Origin of the sequence: Halomonas sp. MCCC 1A13316 (assembly GCF_014931605.1) — a bacterium.
GTDB lineage: Bacteria > Pseudomonadota > Gammaproteobacteria > Pseudomonadales > Halomonadaceae > Halomonas.
This window is the reverse complement of record NZ_CP053382.1, coordinates 3575382-3591519: the sequence shown is the minus strand read 5'-3', so window position 1 is coordinate 3591519 and position 16138 is coordinate 3575382. Positions and strand designations below refer to the sequence as shown.

Below are 16138 nucleotides of genomic sequence, written 5' to 3'. Positions count from 1 at the left end.
GCCGTGCCTTGCAGGCGGCGCCAGTAGTTGCCACCGCGCCTGCGGACGGCCACCCTCTGTAGATCACACGATCGAAACGGAGACCGTCTCATGAGCGATACCCCGGATCCACGCCGCCGTCATTCCGCCCCGGTGGTGGACGGCGTCGGCAAGTCGGCCAGCCGCGCCATGCTGCGTGCGGTGGGCTTCAGCGACGAGGATTTCACCAAGCCCCAGGTGGGAATTGCCTCCACCTGGAGCATGGTCACGCCCTGCAACAGCCATATCCACGAACTCGCCGAGCGGGCACGCGACGGTGCCGATGGCGCCGGCGGCAAGGGCGTGGTGTTCAATACCATCACCATCTCCGACGGTATCGCCAACGGCACCGAGGGCATGAAGTACTCGCTGGTTTCGCGTGAAGTGATCGCCGACTCCATCGAGACGGTTGCCGGCTGCGAGGGCTTTGACGGCCTGGTGGCCATCGGCGGCTGCGACAAGAACATGCCGGGCTGCGTGATGGGCCTGGCACGGCTGAACCGGCCGAGCGTGTTCGTCTACGGTGGCACCATCCAGCCGGGGGCGGGCCATACCGACATCGTTTCGGTGTTCGAGGCCATGGGCGCCCACTCGCGCGGCGACATGGACCTGATCGAACTCAAGCAGATCGAGGAGACGGCGATTCCTGGCCCGGGGTCCTGCGGCGGCATGTACACCGCCAACACCATGGCCTCGGCCATCGAGGCGCTGGGCATGAGCCTGCCGGGCAGTTCGGCGCAGAATGCCGTATCGCAGGCCAAGCGCGCCGACTGCGAGGCGGCCGGTGCCGCGGTGCTCGAACTGCTCGAGCGCGACATCAAGCCCAGCGACATCATGACCCGCGAGTCCTTCGAAAACGCCATCACCGTGGTCATCGCCCTGGGCGGTTCCACCAACGCGGTGCTGCACCTGATCGCCATGGCCAGCACCGTGGGCGTGCCGCTCTCGCTTGCCGATTTCACCGAGATCGGCCGGCGTGTGCCGGTGCTGGCCGACCTGCGCCCCAGCGGGCGCTACATGATGAGCGAGCTGGTCGAGATCGGCGGCATCCAGCCGCTGATGAAGACGCTGCTCGACGCCGGCATGCTGCACGGCGACTGCCTGACGGTGACCGGTAGGACGTTGGCCGAGAACCTGGCCGCGGTCGAGCCGTATCCCGAGGGACAGCGGATTATTGCCCCGCTGGCGACTCCCATCAAGCGCGAAAGCCACCTGCGCATTCTCTACGGCAACCTGGCGCCCGAAGGCGCGGTGGCCAAGATCACCGGCAAGGAGGGCACGCGCTTTTCCGGCACCGCGCGAGTGTTCGGCTCCGAGGAGGAGGCGCAGGCGCGCATCAACGACGGCACGGTCATGGCCGGCGATGTGGTGGTGATCCGCTATGAGGGGCCGAAGGGCGGCCCCGGTATGCGCGAGATGCTTACGCCCACTTCGGCGATCATGGGGCGCGGGCTGGGCGATGCCGTGGCGCTGATTACCGACGGGCGCTTCTCCGGCGGCAGCCACGGCTTCGTGGTGGGGCATGTCTCGCCCGAGGCCTTCGATGGCGGACCGCTGGCGCTGGTGCATGATGGCGACGCCATCACCATCGACGCCGAGGCGGATACCATCGAACTGCACGTCGACGACGCGGAGCTTGCCCGTCGCCGCGATGCCTGGCGCCAGCCCGCGCCGCGTTATACCCGCGGCGTGCTGGCCAAGTATGCGCGCACGGTGAGCTCGGCGAGTACCGGCGCCGTCACCGACCTGGCCGACTGACGGGCTCCTGGTGCGTTTGGCATAGCCGGGGGTCTTGGCTAGGTTGAGGATGGACGGCGTAAACGCGTCGTCCCGATAGCTGAAGGCAACAGCAAGGAGGCAACATGCCCAAGAGCGGACCCAAGCAAGCCCGCGTCGAGCCGATCCGAGATGCCGAGGACATCAACCTGCCGGTCACCGGCTGGCACGTGATCGACGAGACGGACCCCGACAACGAGATCGTCGTTTCGGAGCACGACACCGAAGTCGAGGCCCTCAAGGCAGCGGAAGAGTACGAGCAGCGCGAGGAGTGAACGGAGAACGAGCCATACCCCACCATGCATCGCCCCTGCGGAAAGCCAGCAGGGGCGATGTGCTCTCCTTGCCACGGGCACGTCAGATTTCGACGCGGCTGACCCGAATTGGCAGACCCTGGCGCACAGCGGCGCCGCTGATGGGCTCAAGCCAGGTGCCATCGACGCTGCGAGTGGGATCCTTGAAGCCCAGATCGTTGATGTTGATGCCGGCTCGCAGCCACTCGAGGTCTGGCTGGGACACTCCGTCGATCAGGTGAGGTGTCGCCCCCAGATCGCGGTGGCCATAGCCGTGCTCGATGCCCAACGCGCCCGGCATTACTCCGTTGCCTACCAGCGCCAGGGCGACGACGCTGCCCCCGGGGCTCTCGATGCGAATGGTGTCGCCGTGCTGGATCCCGAAGCGCTCGGCATCCTGGCGGTGCAGCATCACCGGGTTGTAGGGCTTGATCATGCGCAGCCGCTCGAGCCCGATGGCGTAGGAGTTCATCAGGTTCGATTTGAACGAGAAGGCCAGTAGCGGCCACTCCTCCTCGGTAAAGACCTCGCGCATGGCACGGCCATCGGCCAGTTTCGGCAGGCTATGGAAGGGCACGCCGCGGTTGAGTGCACCATTTCGAGTGTCGATGCTGGTGCCTACCTGCTCGTTGTAGACACAAAGGGTGCGCTTCCAGGCGCCGGTAAGATTCTCGCCCTTGAAATGGTCCTTGAAGTCCTCGAAGCGCCCACCGCGAGCATAGAGATAGGCCACCGGGCCCTGCTCCTCGGCCTTCAAGGTGCGCTCGATGCGCGGTATCAGCGGGGCCAGGCCGGCGTGGGCGATGTCGCTTTCGTTGGCGTCGGGTAGCGGATTCCCCTGCATGGCCACGTTGGCGGCGGCGCGCAGGTAGAAGTCCTCCGCGCGGTTGAGCGGGTGCAGGTTACCCTCGGCATCGGGGATTGCCTCGTCACCGAAGCCGGCCAAGTCCAGGCGCTTGGCCACGGCGATGAAGAAGCTGTCCAGGGAGACCGGCTCGCCGTCCTGGGTCTGCTGCTGGCGGGGTTCCACCACCGGCCAGCAGGCGGTCGTCATCTTGCCCAGGGTGCCCTTCCAGGAACCGGTGAACCCCCACACCTCGTACATCACCGAGTCCGGCACAACATAGTCGGCGTAGCGGTTGGTCTCGTTGAGGAAACCGTCGATGGCCACGAACAGCCCCAGGCGCTTCGGGTCCTTGATCTTGTCGGCGATCAGCGCCTCCAGGCCGGCCTGGCCGTAGATCGGGTTGGCCATGCAGCCGATTACCGCCTTGATCGGGTAGGGGTAGCCGTCCAGGGCCGAAGGCAGGTGCTCGGTGAGGGTGGGCGGCGCCAGTGAGCGCCACGGCGCTCGCGCCGGGTAGGGATTCTCTCCGGCGGCCACCTTGCGCTGGTACTCGGAGGACTTCTCGTAGGGAAAGCGCGAGCGCGAAAGAAACACCCCCTTGGGGCCGCGCTTGCCGGGGAAATTGGCCAGATCGTAGCGCGGCCCTTCGCCCACACCGTTGAACTGACCGCCGCCCACGGCGCTGCCGCCCTTGCGGTTGTGGTTGCCGGCCAGCACGTTGAGCATCTGCATGCCGAAGGCGGCATAGAAGCCATGCCCCGACATCATGCCGCCGTGGGAATTGGCTACCGCGCGACGGCCGTGACTGGCGAAGCGGCGAGCCAGGTCGACGATGATTGCTTCGGGGATACCGCATTGTTCGGCGTAGGTTGCCGGGCTGTGCTCGTTGGCTGCCTCGCGCAGCAGGGTCATGCTGCTCTTCACCGTGAGGCTCGAGCCGTTTGCAAGCTTGATCTCTTGGTTCACGAACAGCTCGGCGGCCATTGCTCGGGTGCTCTCCGCCAGCTCGCCGTTGGCCACCACCATGGTCACGTCTGCATCGCTGCCGGCCTCGGCCAGGCCGAGGTCGCTGGCGCGCAGGAAGTGGCCTCGGCGAGGGTGGCCCTGGGTATGGATCACCAGATGGGTGGCATTGGTGTGGGTGACCTCCCCGGCGGCGTCCGCAGCAGGTTGGCCGGGCAGCTCAAGGAACGCCTTGGCGTAACCCTCGTTGTCGAGCAGCCACTGGATCATGCCCATGGCCAGGGCACTATCCGAGCCTGGTAGTATCGGAACCCAGTGGTTGTTGCCGGCAGCGTGCGAGGCGGAGGTATTCAGCACGGGGTCGACCACGACGTATTCCAGAGTGCCTTGGGCCCGTGCCTGGGCGATCAATCGCCCCTGGCGCTTGAAGGGATTGCCGGCCTGGCTAGGGGCAGTGCCGACGTACAGGATGAAGCTGGCATGCTGGATGTCAGGCTTGGTGTGGGCATTCTTTTCCAGGTCGTTCATCACCGCACCGGCACCCATGCGGTAGGCGAGACCGCAGTAGGAGCCATGATGGCCATAGTTGCGGGTGGCGAAGGCATTCATGGTGAAGCGTTTGAGCAGGGCGGAGCGGCCATAGTCAGTGGCTTCCATCACCATCAGCTGGTTGGCCTTCGGACCGAACTCGGGATTCTCGGGGTCGATCAGCGTGTCGTGGTCGTGAATGGTGCGAAGACCCTCCACGTGCCCCTCGCCGAAAAGGTCGCCTCCCTCGCATATCTCCTCGATCAGCTGTTCGAAGGAGATCTTCTGCCACTTGCGGTTGCCGCGTTCGCCTACCCGCTTGAGACAATGGGTGACGCGGAAGGGGCTGTCGATCTGCGCCATCATGGCATTGCCTCGGGCACAGGCGGTGGAGCGGTTCTGCTGACCCTGCTCGCCGTAGGCGCTCAGCCCGCGCAGGGCTTCGGCCACGGGGGTGTGCATGGGCAGGTGTTCGTCGGCGGAGAGCGGGTGGTAGGGGTTGCCCGAAACGCGCAACACCCGTTCGCTGTCATTGTCAACGCGCACGCGTACGCCGCATTTTGTTGTGCACCCGTAGCAGACAGTGAAGGCCACGCGCTGGTCCGGGTTGAGGGTGAGTTCGCCGCTCTCCGGGTCGACTGTGTATTCAGGCGCCAACGAGTTGCCGTGAATGCGATGGTTGGGTTTCTCCCCGGCGCTGCCGGTGACCCCTTTGCTCATCTTGAGCAGCGGGTCGGAATAGCCCGCGGCGAAGGTGGCGGCGCCGCCGGCGGCAACGGCGCCTTTCATGAAACGACGGCGTGAAGTGTCCACGGAAGACTTAGCCATGGCGGGGGGTTCCTTCGATGTTGTTCGCAGCGTTTCCGCCGGCACGGTTTGCAGCGGCGGGGGATGCAGGTAAGGGGTCGGTGGCAATGCCGCCCTGGCGGGCCTGGCGCCATGGTACGAAGAGTTCTACCAGCAGAATGGCGGTAAGCCACAGACCGAAGGTGCCGACAATCCCCAGAATGCCGGAAGAGCCGGCGGGAATGCCGTAATGATGGAAGCCGGCGCTATGGCGGGCCACGGTCTGTACGTCCATCAACACCACCCAGCGGAACATCCAGCCCACATGCAGGGCGACCAGACCCAATACCCAGGCCCAGGCGTAGAGCGCCGGGCGCTGCGCGGTGGGGCGAGTCAGCAGGTAGAGCACGCTGCCGAGCAGCGCCACGCCGGTGAAACCACCCCACAATGCCGTGCTGCGCCATTCGGCACTGCCGCGCACCGATTCTATGGCCGCAGACACCGAACCGACAGTGGCGTTAATGCCATCGAGAAACCAGCTGGCGGCGACCAGGCCGGCCATCAGGCAGGCTCCCAGCATTACCTTGAGCATCTGTCTCGTGACGCTGCCGTCACGCAGGCCGCTGACCCGATTCAGGACCATAAGCAGCCCGGCCGCGGCGATGAAGCCGGTGGCCACGAACATCGGTGGCAGCCAGACGGTGTGCCACAGCGGGCGGGCCTTGACGATGGCCACCTCGGCGCCGGTATAGAGCATGATGCCGGTAGAGAGGACCAAGGTGCCCAGGCCCACCGTTACCAGCAGGGCGCGGGGGGTGGGCGAGTCACCCAGCGACAGCCAGCGGGCAACCAGCCCGGCGATGCCGGGCGCCTGGCGATTGGCTTGCAGCGCCGGGCGCCAAGCCAACCATGCCATCACGATGACACCCACCACGTAGAGTGGCAGGATCAGGCTGCCGACGGACATCCACGAATGGGTGTTTGAGTAGGCATAGAAGTGCCAGAAACGCAGCGGCTGGTGCAAGTCGGCGAGCAACGCCACGGGCGCCACCAGGGTGGTGGTCAGACAGGCCAGCAGCGCCAGACGAGCGGTAGGCAACCAGGTCGGCTTGCCGAATATCAGCGCCGGGGAGGCTAGCCACAGGGTGGCGTACGAGAGCGCAATCATGAAGAAGTACTGCACAGCCCAGGGGTACCAGGCGATGTCATAGCGCGGGGCGAGCAGCTCAATGGCGGAATTCATAGCCCATCTCCTTGCCGTGGGGGTCGAGAACTTCCAGGGCCACCGGCTCGGCCAGGGGGCGAGTGACGAAGCGCTCGTCCATGCCGAGGTAGAAGACCTGAGGCAGTGTGTTCTTTTCAGGCTGCAGCACCATCAGTTCGTCGCGATGCTCGGCGATCATGCGGCTGATCTGGCTGTTCGGGTCACGCATATCGCCGATGATCCGAGCTCCACCTACGCAGCTCTCGACACATGCCGGCAACAGGCCGGCTTCCAGGCGGTGGGCGCAGAAAGTGCATTTGTCGGCAGTCTGGGTGCGCTCGTTGATGAAACGAGCGTCGTAGGGGCAGGCGTTGACACAATAGGCGCAGCCCACACAGCGGTCGCTGTCCACTACCACGATGCCATCCTGGCGCTGGAAGGTGGCCTCCACCGGACAGACCGGCACGCAGGGTGGGTCCTCACAGTGGTTGCAGAGTCGCGGCAGCATGAAGGTGGCGACCTCACCGGTTTCGTGGTGCTCGACCTCGTACTGGGAAACGGTGGTTCGGAAACTGCCCAGCGGGGCGGCATTCTCGATATGACACGACACGGTGCAGGCCTGGCAGCCGATACATTGGCGCAGGTCGATGAGCATGCCGTAGCGCTTGGTAGAATCGCCTTCTCGGCGGGGCGGCTGCTGGTTGATGCCGGCGCTGGCGATGTTGGCGAGTGGTATCAGGGCGGCACCCGCACTGAGGCGGGCCAGCTGGCCGAGAAGGGTGCGGCGAATGGAATCCAATGGCGCCTCCGGTGGCTGGGTGCGGTGGGTTTTCGCACTTGGGTAAGGGTGAATACCGGAAGGCTACCCGCGACCAAAGTCTAGGCGCTTGACTTGCGTCAATAGTTAGTTAGCAAGCTTTTAATATTCGCTTAATATTCAGGTAAGCAATTGCTATGAAAGTAAAAATTCTAAGCCGGACGATACAAAAAAACGCCTCGCAAAGTGGCGAGGCGTTTCGTGTTCGGCCGTATCGGCATGTCATCGCCAGCGTCGGCTAGTAGTTGAGCGCGCCGTCGGGATCGATGCTGTGGTAGACGAGCCTTAGCTCATCGAGAGAGAGGTGTTCGAGGCGGCCGGCCAGCAGATCGCTGATCTTTTGGGCCGGAAGCCCGGCTCTGCGTGCGATCTCACGGCATCCGAGATCGGATACGGCGATCAGCCTTGTAACGATGCGCATCAGCCGTGTGCGCTTTTCTAGGTCCCTGACATCGAGGTCAGGGCATCTTCGCGGGGGGTCGAGGTATTCCGCGCTGATGGTATGTCGTGCCGTACTCATGATGCTCCAGTGGGCGATTGCGACATACACACTATGGGGCCATTGCAGCAAATTTGCCAGTGTCGTTTCGGTGATTCTTTTGGCTGATGCTGGCTCCCTGTCAGAGAGCAAACGGTTATCATAGTTGTGCAAAATATCGAGCATCAGGAGCGTCGCTTGCCAATGGTCAAGCCAGCGTTGTCAGGGCTTTTTTTCACGTATGTGCTTATTTAAAATAAACTTATTTAGGGCTTGGGAGGGAGAAAGTCCTGTTCGGAATACTCAATGTTGTATTGTGTTATGGCGTGATGTTGATTATTTTGTCTATATCGTTGCAAAAAATCTACATACAAATTCACAACACGCTCAGACGAAGAGGCAATCATGAACAATGAGACGTCGACGGAGACGCACCTGACGCGAGTCCTGGCCCGTAAGGATGTCCTGGCCCTGGCCTTTGGCGCCATGATCGGTTGGGGCTGGATCGTATTGACCGGTAGCTGGATCCAGTCGGCCGGCAGCCTGGGGGCGATTACCGCCTTCCTGGTCGGTGGGTTGGTCATCGTACTGGTGGGCTTGACCTATGCCGAGCTGGCCTCGGCGATGCCCCAGGTGGGTGGCGAGCATGTCTACAGTTACCGCGCCATGGGGCACTTCGCTTCCTTTCTCTGCACTTGGGCCATCACCTTGGGCTACGTCAGCGTCGTTGCCTTCGAGGCCGTGGCGCTGCCCACCGTGGTGGAGCATCTGTTTCCAAACTATGCCGTGGGCCAGATGTGGAACATAGCTGGCTGGGATGTAAAGGCCACTTGGGTCGCCGTCGGCGTGGCCGGTTCGGTGCTGATGATGTGGATCAATTACATCGGCGTGCGCACCGCCGCCCTCGTCCAGAAGGTGGTGACTCTGCTGATCCTGGCGGTCGGCATACTGTTCATCACCGGAGCCCTGTTTCAGGGCAACACCGAGACCATGCAGCCACTGTTCAGTGTTGAGGAAGGCGTGATGGGCGGCATCATGATGGTCATCATCATGGTGCCTTTCATGTTCGTCGGCTTCGACGTGATCCCGCAGGCTGCCGAGGAGATCAACCTGCCGTTCCGTGAGATCGGTCGCTTGCTGATGATCTCGGTGATCCTGGCCGTGTTCTGGTACTCCTTCATTATTCTCGGTACCGCTTTGATGCTCGATCCCGTGGCGCTGGGCGCGAGCTCTCTGGCGGTGCCGGATGCCATGCAGGCGACCTTCCAGGCGCCTTGGGCGGGCAACCTGATGATCCTGGCCGGTATCGCAGGCATCATCACCAGCTGGAACGCCTTCTACATCGGCGGCTCGCGGGCCATCTACGCCCTGGCGCACTCGGGCATGCTGCCGGCCTTCCTGGCCAAGCTACACCCGAAGCACCGCACCCCGACCAACGCCATCCTGTTGATGGGGGTGCTCTCTTCCATCGCCCCCTTCTTCGGCCGCCAGGCGCTGGTCTGGCTTGTCGTGGCCGGTGGCCTGGGCATCGTCATCGCTTACCTCTTCGTGGCGCTCTCCTTCGTTGTGCTGCGGCGGCGTGAGCCGGAGATGGCGCGCCCCTTCCGGGTCCGCCGTGGCAAGACGGTGGGTGCCCTGTCGGTGATCCTGTCGCTGATGCTGATCGGCATGTACCTGCCGGGCAGCCCGTCCGCGCTTTCCACCATCGAGTGGTTCATGTTCGCCGGCTGGATGTTGATCGGCCTGGCTCTCTACGCCTGGTCGCGTAACCGCTATGGCGTCGCCTACAGCGACTCCATGATGAAGCGCGAGCTGGCCGGCGCGGACCCCTACCCCGGCCGCTGAAGTCTTCCTGCCGCCGGCCGCTCGCAAGCGGCCCTGGCAGTTTTATGTAAAGGATAGCCAACGGCTGTCCTTTATTTTTGACAAAATCAAAAAATGTAGATATTTTTAAATTGTGTCAATAATATTATGGAGCCCCGACATGACCGTTCTGACCCAGCTTCCCGACACCGCCATGCCGCTGCCCGCCGATATCCGTGGCTTCACGCTGGCGCCATCCGCCCAGTCGCCGCGCCTGCTGCAACTGACTTTCAGCCGCGAGGTGGTCGAGGCCTTCCTCGAGGCCGTCGCCGAGTGGCCGGTGCAGGCTCTGGAGTACAAGTCCATGCTGCGCTTCCGCGTGGCGAGGATGCTCGACGATCTGTGCGACAACACTCTGCAGCCGGTGCTGGTCAATACCCTGGTGGATCGCGCCACCGGGGGCTTACAGGTGGTACCTGAAGGGCTCGATTCCGTCGAGCAGGCCGACGAGATGGTCAAGTTCGCCACCGCCGTGGCGAACCTGATGGGGCGTTCTAACTACGACGCCATGAGCGGCCAGTACTATGCGCGTTTCGTGGTCAAGAACGTCGATAATTCGGACAGCTACCTGCGTCAGCCCCACCGGGTGATGGAACTGCACAACGACGGCACCTTCGTCGAGCAGGACACCGATTATGTGCTGATGATGAAGATCGACGAGCAGAACATGGAGGGTGGCAACTCCTTGCTGCTGCACCTGGACGACTGGGAGGGCCTGGAGCGCTTTTATCGTCATCCGCTGGCGCGCCGGAAGATGCGCTGGACCGCGCCGCCCAGCAAGAACGTCGCCAAGGACATCTACCATGCGGTCTTCGACGTGGACGCCAGCGGCCTGCCGATCATGTCCTACATCGACCAGTTCGTGCAGCCCAAGAACTTCGAGGAGGGCAACTGGCTTACCGACCTCTCCGAGTCGCTCGAGAACAGCCCTGCAATCCTCTCGGTGCCCAACCCGGTGGGCAGCTTCCTGCTGATCAACAACCACTTCTGGCTGCACGGGCGCGATCGCTTCAAGCCCCACCCGGACCTGCGCCGCGAGCTGATGCGCCAGCGCGGTTACTTCACTCATGCCAAGACCCTGCGCAACCCGCGCCAAGTCTGAGGCGAAGTATCCAGACAGCGGGGTTACCCTGACGAGGCCACGCCGTGACGACGGCGTGGCCGTCTCATTAAAGGAGCAGGACGGCATGTACGATTTCATCATCATCGGCGGCGGCATCCTGGGAATGTCCACCGCCATGCAGCTCAAGCAGGCCTATCCCGACTGCCGCATGCTGGTGGTGGAAAAGGAGCGCGAGGCGGCCCGCCACCAGACCGGCCACAACAGTGGGGTGATCCACGCAGGGGTCTACTACACCCCGGGCAGCCTCAAGGCGCGCTTCTGCCTGGCGGGCAACCGGGCCACCAAGGACTTCTGCGAGGCCCACGACATACCCTACGACAGCTGCGGCAAGCTGCTGGTGGCCACCAACGAACTGGAGATGCAGCGCATGCAGGCGCTGTGGGAGCGCACCGAGGCCAACGGCCTGGAGCGCGAGTGGCTGGGCCCCGAGGCGCTAGCCGAACGCGAGCCCAATATCACCGGCATTGGCGGCATCTTCGTGCCCTCCAGCGGGATCGTGGACTACGCCGCGGTGACCCGGGCAATGGCCTCAGAGTTCGAGCGGATGGGCGGCGAGGTCCGCTACGGGGCAGAGGTCACCGCACTGGAGGAGCGGCGCCAGGAAGTGGTGGTGACCACCGGGGCCGGCGAATTCACCGGACGCTACCTGGTGACCTGCTCGGGGTTGATGGCCGACCGGGTGGTGCGCATGCTGGGCCAGGACCCCGGCTTCACCATTTGCCCCTTCCGAGGCGAGTACTACCGGTTACCGGAAAAGCACAACGACATCGTCAACCACCTGATCTATCCCATCCCGGATCCCTCCATGCCCTTCCTGGGCGTGCACCTGACGCGGATGATCGACGGCTCGGTCACCGTGGGCCCCAATGCGGTGTTGGCCTTCAAGCGTGAGGGCTATCGCCGGCGCGACGTGTCGCTAGCCGACATGGCGAAAATGTTCACCGACCCCGGGATTCTCAAGGTCCTGGGTCGCAACTTGCGCCCGGGGCTCACGGAGATGAAGAATTCGCTGCACAAGCGGGGCTATCTCGAGCTGGTGCGAAAGTACTGCCCCAGTCTGACGCCTGAGGACCTGGGCCCCTACCCGGCCGGGGTGCGGGCCCAGGCGGTGTCTCGCGACGGCAAGCTGGTGGACGACTTCCTTTTCGTCAATACCCGCCGCACCGTTAACGTCGGCAACGCCCCGTCGCCGGCGGCCACCTCCGCCATCCCTATCGGCGCGCACATTATAGGCCAGGTGAAGGAGATGGTTGAGGGGTGATGCTAGAATCGTCCACGCAGCGTGGCTATCGCACCACGCCCGGGGGCCAGCAGCTCACCGCCGACGGGCTGGTCGGTCAGGTATGGGACGGCTCTACCTGTTGCTGCTGACCTCGGCCTAGGTGTGGCTGACGTTGGGCCTGGCCTTGGTGGGGGTTTCTGCACTGACGCAGACCTTGCCGGCCTATGCCGGACGCCATGTGCTGTTCCTCGGCGCGATGGCCGGTGCCGTACTGGCAGTGTTCTGCATTGCCGGGCTACGCCATACCGGCCGCTCCTTGGTGCTGCCAAGGACGATCTGGCTGGCCTTGGCCTGTCTGGCGGCGGGCGTCGTGCTGCGCAGTGTCGTGCCACTGTTCTGGCCGCAACACTACCTGACGGCGGGTGTCCTGGTGCCAGGTCTGCTTTGGTGGCTGACGTTCTGGCTCTATGCGCTGAGCTTCGGGGGTATGCTGACCAGCGCAAGGCCTGACGGCTTGCCCGGCTGACCGACCATGGTGGGATTGCCGAAAATTTACAATAACGTAGAAACTATGGATTAGCCCCCCGGCGCAGGGGCGTGCTAGTTTTTGTCTGGAAACGGCCGGCTTTGCCCGGCGCGTTCCAGGACAACCATAAACGATCCGGTTTCAGGACGGAGGATTCCATGCGAGCTCTCAAATATGCAGCAGCCGCCTCGCTGCTGGCTGTGGCCCCGCTGGCAAGCGCCCAGCAACTTTCTATCGCCACCGGGGGTACCGGCGGTACGTACTATCCTTATGGGGGCGGTCTGGCCGAGTTGATCGGCAACCACATTGAGGGCTATGACGCCGTGGCCGAGGTGACCGGAGCATCGGTGGAGAACATGGGCCTGGTTTGGCGTGGCGATTCCGACCTCGCCCTGGCACTGGCCGACACCGTCTATCAGGCCCATAACGGCACCGGTGACTTCGAGGGTCGCGAGCTGGAGAACATCCGCGCGCTGGCCTCGATCTATCCCAATGCCGTTCAGATCGTCACGCTGGCGGACTCCGGCATCGAATCGCTAGCCGACCTCGAGGGCAAGACGGTCTCCGTGGGCGCGCCGGGTAGCGGTACCGAACTCAATGCTCGGGCGCTGCTCGAAGCCAACGGCATTACCTACGAGGACTTCGATCCACGTCGTCTCAACTTCAACGAAACGGCCGACGCCATTCGTGACGGCGACATCGACGCCGGCTTCTGGAGCGTGGGTCCGCCCACCAGCTCGATCATGAACCTGGCCACTACCCGCGATATCCGCCTGATCGGCCTGAGCCAGGAGGAAATCGACAAGGCCAAGGAGGCCGAGCCCGTGTTCGCCGCGTACAAGCTCAAGGCGGGTCTGTACGAAGGCATGGACGAGGCCGTGCAGAGCATCGGCATCCCCAACGTGCTGGCTGTGAGCAGCGAGATGGATGAGGAGCTCGCTTACCAGATCACCAAGGTGCTCTTCGAGCAGACCGATGAGCTCATCGCCATCCACCCGGCTGCCAACGACACCACGGTGGAGTTCAGCGTGGAATCGACCCCGGTTCCCTTCCACCCGGGCGCACTGCGCTATTACGAGGAAGTGGGTGCCGAGATCGCCGATCATCAGCGTCCCTGACGCGACATGATCGTGTTGCGCCTGTTAACGGGGCGGGCCTGGCTGCCCGCCCTGTTACTTTGTATGAGCCAGGCGGCCGCTGCCGATGAGGCCTTGCTGGAGGTCGTAGGCACTGATGGTGAGCGTCTGGTGAGTCTGCCGGTGGCCGAAGGTGAAGGCTGGTGCCTGGAGTGGAACCACTCTGTCGAGGGCTTTCCGGTGCTGGATTGCTATCGTCACCGTGATGGGCGCATGGTCCTGGTACGCAGCCACTTGCCCGACTTCGCTGCGGGGCTGGATCATATTCCCGGGCGCGGCCGCCAGGTATCGGACGGCGAGGGCGGCTACTGGATCGAGGCGATCGATGAGCCGGTACCGGGCAATGCCTACCGGCTGCGGGTCGGATCGATGCGTGTCGATCATCGTCTGGTGATCGACGATACCCGGATCAGCCTCAGCAGCCTGGCCGAGAATCAACGGGTGACGATCCGCCTTTCCCTGCCACCCAACCAGTGAACGACCACCCTGTGAGAGAAACACGATGAGCGATTCGGGAACCTCCCCCATTATTCCCGGCAGCCAGGCGAACCATTCCCGCCCGGTATTGTGGCTGATCACCTTGGTGGCGGTGGGGCTGTCGCTGTTCCAGCTCTACTCCGCCGGCATTCAGCCACTGGGCCTTTTCTACCAGCGCAGCATCCACCTGATGCTGATCATGATGCTGGCTTTCCTGATGTTTCCCCTGCTGGGGCCGAAGCACGATCGCGGTCCCATCGCCGGGCTGGTCGATACGGTATTCTTCGCTGGAGCCCTGGTCACCGGCGGTTACCTGGTGCTTTTCCTCGACGAGATCATCGGCCGTGCCGGCTTCTGGAGCCAGACGGATATCGTGGTCGGTTGTATCGCCACCGTTACCGTGCTTGAGGCAGCACGCCGTGCAGTGGGGCTGGGCATGACCGTGATCGGGATGGTCGCCATTCTTTATGCCTTCGCCGGCCCGAGGGGCGAGCTGCCATGGCTAGGCCAGTTTTTGCCTGGCATCCTCGAGCATCGCGGCTACAATCTGGATCGTCTGGTGGGCCAGCTCTATCTAGGACAAGAAGGTATCTTCGGCCTGCCCATGGGGGTGGCCGCCACTTATATCTTCATCTTCGTGCTGTTCGGCGCCTTCCTCGAAATTACCGGTGCCGGCAAGTTCTTCATCGACATGGCCTACGCCGCCACCGGCCGCCAGCGCGGCGGGCCGGCCAAGGCAGCGGTCATCGCCTCGGCTGGCATGGGGTCGATCTCCGGCAGTGCCATCGCCAACGTGGTGACCACGGGTGCCTTCACCATCCCATTGATGAAGCGCCTGGGCTACAAACCTCACCAGGCGGGCGGCATCGAGGCCGCTGCCTCTACCGGCGGACAGATCATGCCGCCGTTGATGGGCGCCGGGGCCTTCCTGATCGCCGAATATACCCGCATGCCATACCTCGAGATCGTCAAGGTCAGCATCCTGCCGGCGATCATGTATTTTTCCACCGTCTATCTCTTCGTGCATATCATCGCCCTCAAACAGGGCATGCAGGGCATGGCGCGCTCCGAGCTTCCTCAAATGCGCGACGTTATGAAGGAAGGGTGGCACTTCCTGCTGCCACTGCTGGTATTGGTGTGGCTACTGGTGATGAACATGTCACCGATGCGGGTAGGCTACTACGCCATCCTCACCATGCTGGCCGTGGCGGTGTTGCGCTTTGCGGTGTGGTTCCTGTTCATCGCGCCGCGCGACGGTCAGAAAGTGACCGGCGAGACGCTGCGGGAGGCCGTGAAGGCGGGGCTGGTCAAGCTGGCTGGCGGCCTCGAGCTGGGTGCCCGGAATGCGGTGGCCGTCTCCATGGCCTGCGCCGTGGCCGGCATCATCGTCGGCGTGGTGGGCCTTACCGGACTCGGACTGAAGTTCTCTTCCATGATGATGGCATTCTCGGGCGGCAACCTGTTGCTGGCGCTGGTCATGGTGCTGCTGGCCAGTCTGGTACTGGGCATGGGCCTGCCGGTCACCGCCAGCTACATCGTCCTGATCGTGCTGGTAGGGCCGGCACTGACGGCTGAGTTCGGTGTGCCGCTGCTGATCGCTCACCTCGTGGTGTTCTGGTACTCGCAGGATTCCAACGTGACACCCCCCATTGCACTGGCGGGCTTTGCCGGTGCGGCGATTGCCGGGGCCAAGCCGATGGACACCGGGTTTCAGGCTTGGAAGTTCGCCAAGGGGCTCTACCTGATTCCCTTGTTCATGGTCTACAACCCTGAAATCATCATGGGGGGCTCGATACCTGTTCTGGTATGGACGGCACTCATTGGCTTCCTGGCTCTGGGAGCCTTCGCCGCGGCCCTGGAGGGGTTCCTGTTCACCTGGATGTCATGGCCGGTACGCTTGGTATTGTTGCCGGCGATCGTGGCGGCCTTCTATCCCAACCTGCTGGTAGAGGTAGCCGGGGTCGTCGTGATGATTCTCGCGATGGGCGGCAACTGGCTGGCCAGCCGGCGTGACGCGGATATCGCCGGCGCCGGGCCGGCCTGAACCCGGTGGTCGCTCTGGATTGATGTGACCGCTTGCC

General features: G+C 63.5%; 13 protein-coding genes. 9 read left to right on the top strand and 4 right to left on the bottom strand.

What is annotated here, in order from left to right:
* The first annotated feature begins 90 nt into the window (after nucleotides 1-90).
* Together ilvD and HNO52_RS16540 are read left to right on the top strand one after the other, a co-directional pair.
* Nucleotides 91-1776, top strand: coding sequence for a dihydroxy-acid dehydratase (gene ilvD / locus HNO52_RS16545; protein ID WP_197566335.1), 1686 nt, complete (start codon nucleotides 91-93; stop codon nucleotides 1774-1776).
* A 104-nt stretch (nucleotides 1777-1880) separates the two neighbouring features.
* The gene (locus HNO52_RS16540) at nucleotides 1881-2069 is read left to right on the top strand and encodes a hypothetical protein (RefSeq protein ID WP_197566334.1); all 189 of its coding nucleotides are present in this window, start codon (nucleotides 1881-1883) and stop codon (nucleotides 2067-2069) included.
* 82 nt (nucleotides 2070-2151) lie between these two features.
* Here the strand turns inward: HNO52_RS16540 and HNO52_RS16535 are convergent, their stop codons facing one another.
* The 4 genes from HNO52_RS16535 to HNO52_RS16520 all read right to left on the bottom strand — a co-directional run bounded on the left by HNO52_RS16535 (nucleotide 2152) and on the right by HNO52_RS16520 (nucleotide 7896).
* Nucleotides 2152-5253, bottom strand: coding sequence for a molybdopterin dinucleotide binding domain-containing protein (locus HNO52_RS16535; RefSeq protein WP_197566333.1), 3102 nt, complete (start codon nucleotides 5251-5253; stop codon nucleotides 2152-2154).
* Entirely contained in the window at nucleotides 5246-6454 is a 1209-nt protein-coding gene (gene nrfD / locus HNO52_RS16530; protein ID WP_197566332.1) for an NrfD/PsrC family molybdoenzyme membrane anchor subunit, read from the bottom strand. The genes HNO52_RS16535 and nrfD overlap by 8 nt, the downstream gene beginning before the upstream one ends.
* A complete protein-coding gene (gene dsrO, locus HNO52_RS16525) occupies nucleotides 6438-7214 on the bottom strand; it encodes a sulfate reduction electron transfer complex DsrMKJOP subunit DsrO (protein WP_197566331.1) in 777 nt (258 codons plus the stop codon). Before dsrO ends, nrfD begins: the two co-directional genes overlap by 17 nt.
* Nucleotides 7215-7470: 256 nt before the next feature.
* Nucleotides 7471-7896 carry an XRE family transcriptional regulator gene (locus HNO52_RS16520; RefSeq protein ID WP_232090348.1) on the bottom strand — a complete coding sequence of 142 codons (426 nt, stop codon included), beginning with the start codon at nucleotides 7894-7896 and terminating at the stop codon, nucleotides 7471-7473.
* A 219-nt stretch (nucleotides 7897-8115) separates the two neighbouring features.
* Here HNO52_RS16520 and HNO52_RS16515 point away from each other — a divergent pair, with 219 nt between their 5' ends.
* From HNO52_RS16515 to HNO52_RS16485, 7 genes are all read left to right on the top strand, one after another.
* The gene (locus HNO52_RS16515) at nucleotides 8116-9555 is read left to right on the top strand and encodes an APC family permease (protein WP_197566330.1); all 1440 of its coding nucleotides are present in this window, start codon (nucleotides 8116-8118) and stop codon (nucleotides 9553-9555) included.
* 139 nt (nucleotides 9556-9694) lie between these two features.
* Nucleotides 9695-10675 (top strand): glutarate dioxygenase GlaH, encoded by a 981-nt coding sequence (gene glaH / locus HNO52_RS16510; protein ID WP_197566329.1) that lies wholly within the window; start codon nucleotides 9695-9697, stop codon nucleotides 10673-10675.
* An 85-nt stretch (nucleotides 10676-10760) separates the two neighbouring features.
* Nucleotides 10761-11957: an L-2-hydroxyglutarate dehydrogenase gene (lhgD, locus tag HNO52_RS16505; protein ID WP_197566328.1), complete on the top strand. Its 1197-nt coding sequence runs from the start codon at nucleotides 10761-10763 to the stop codon at nucleotides 11955-11957.
* A 121-nt stretch (nucleotides 11958-12078) separates the two neighbouring features.
* Nucleotides 12079-12444, top strand: a complete 366-nt coding sequence (locus HNO52_RS16500) for an NnrS family protein (protein WP_197566327.1) — start codon at nucleotides 12079-12081, stop codon at nucleotides 12442-12444.
* Nucleotides 12445-12602: 158 nt separating this feature from the next.
* Entirely contained in the window at nucleotides 12603-13562 is a 960-nt protein-coding gene (locus tag HNO52_RS16495; RefSeq protein ID WP_197566326.1) for a TAXI family TRAP transporter solute-binding subunit, read from the top strand.
* A 6-nt stretch (nucleotides 13563-13568) separates the two neighbouring features.
* Nucleotides 13569-14057 carry a DUF1850 domain-containing protein gene (locus HNO52_RS16490; protein WP_197566325.1) on the top strand — a complete coding sequence of 163 codons (489 nt, stop codon included), beginning with the start codon at nucleotides 13569-13571 and terminating at the stop codon, nucleotides 14055-14057.
* A gap of 25 nt (nucleotides 14058-14082) precedes the next feature.
* Nucleotides 14083-16101 (top strand): TRAP transporter permease, encoded by a 2019-nt coding sequence (locus tag HNO52_RS16485; RefSeq protein WP_197566324.1) that lies wholly within the window; start codon nucleotides 14083-14085, stop codon nucleotides 16099-16101.
* Nucleotides 16102-16138: the final 37 nt, after the last annotated feature.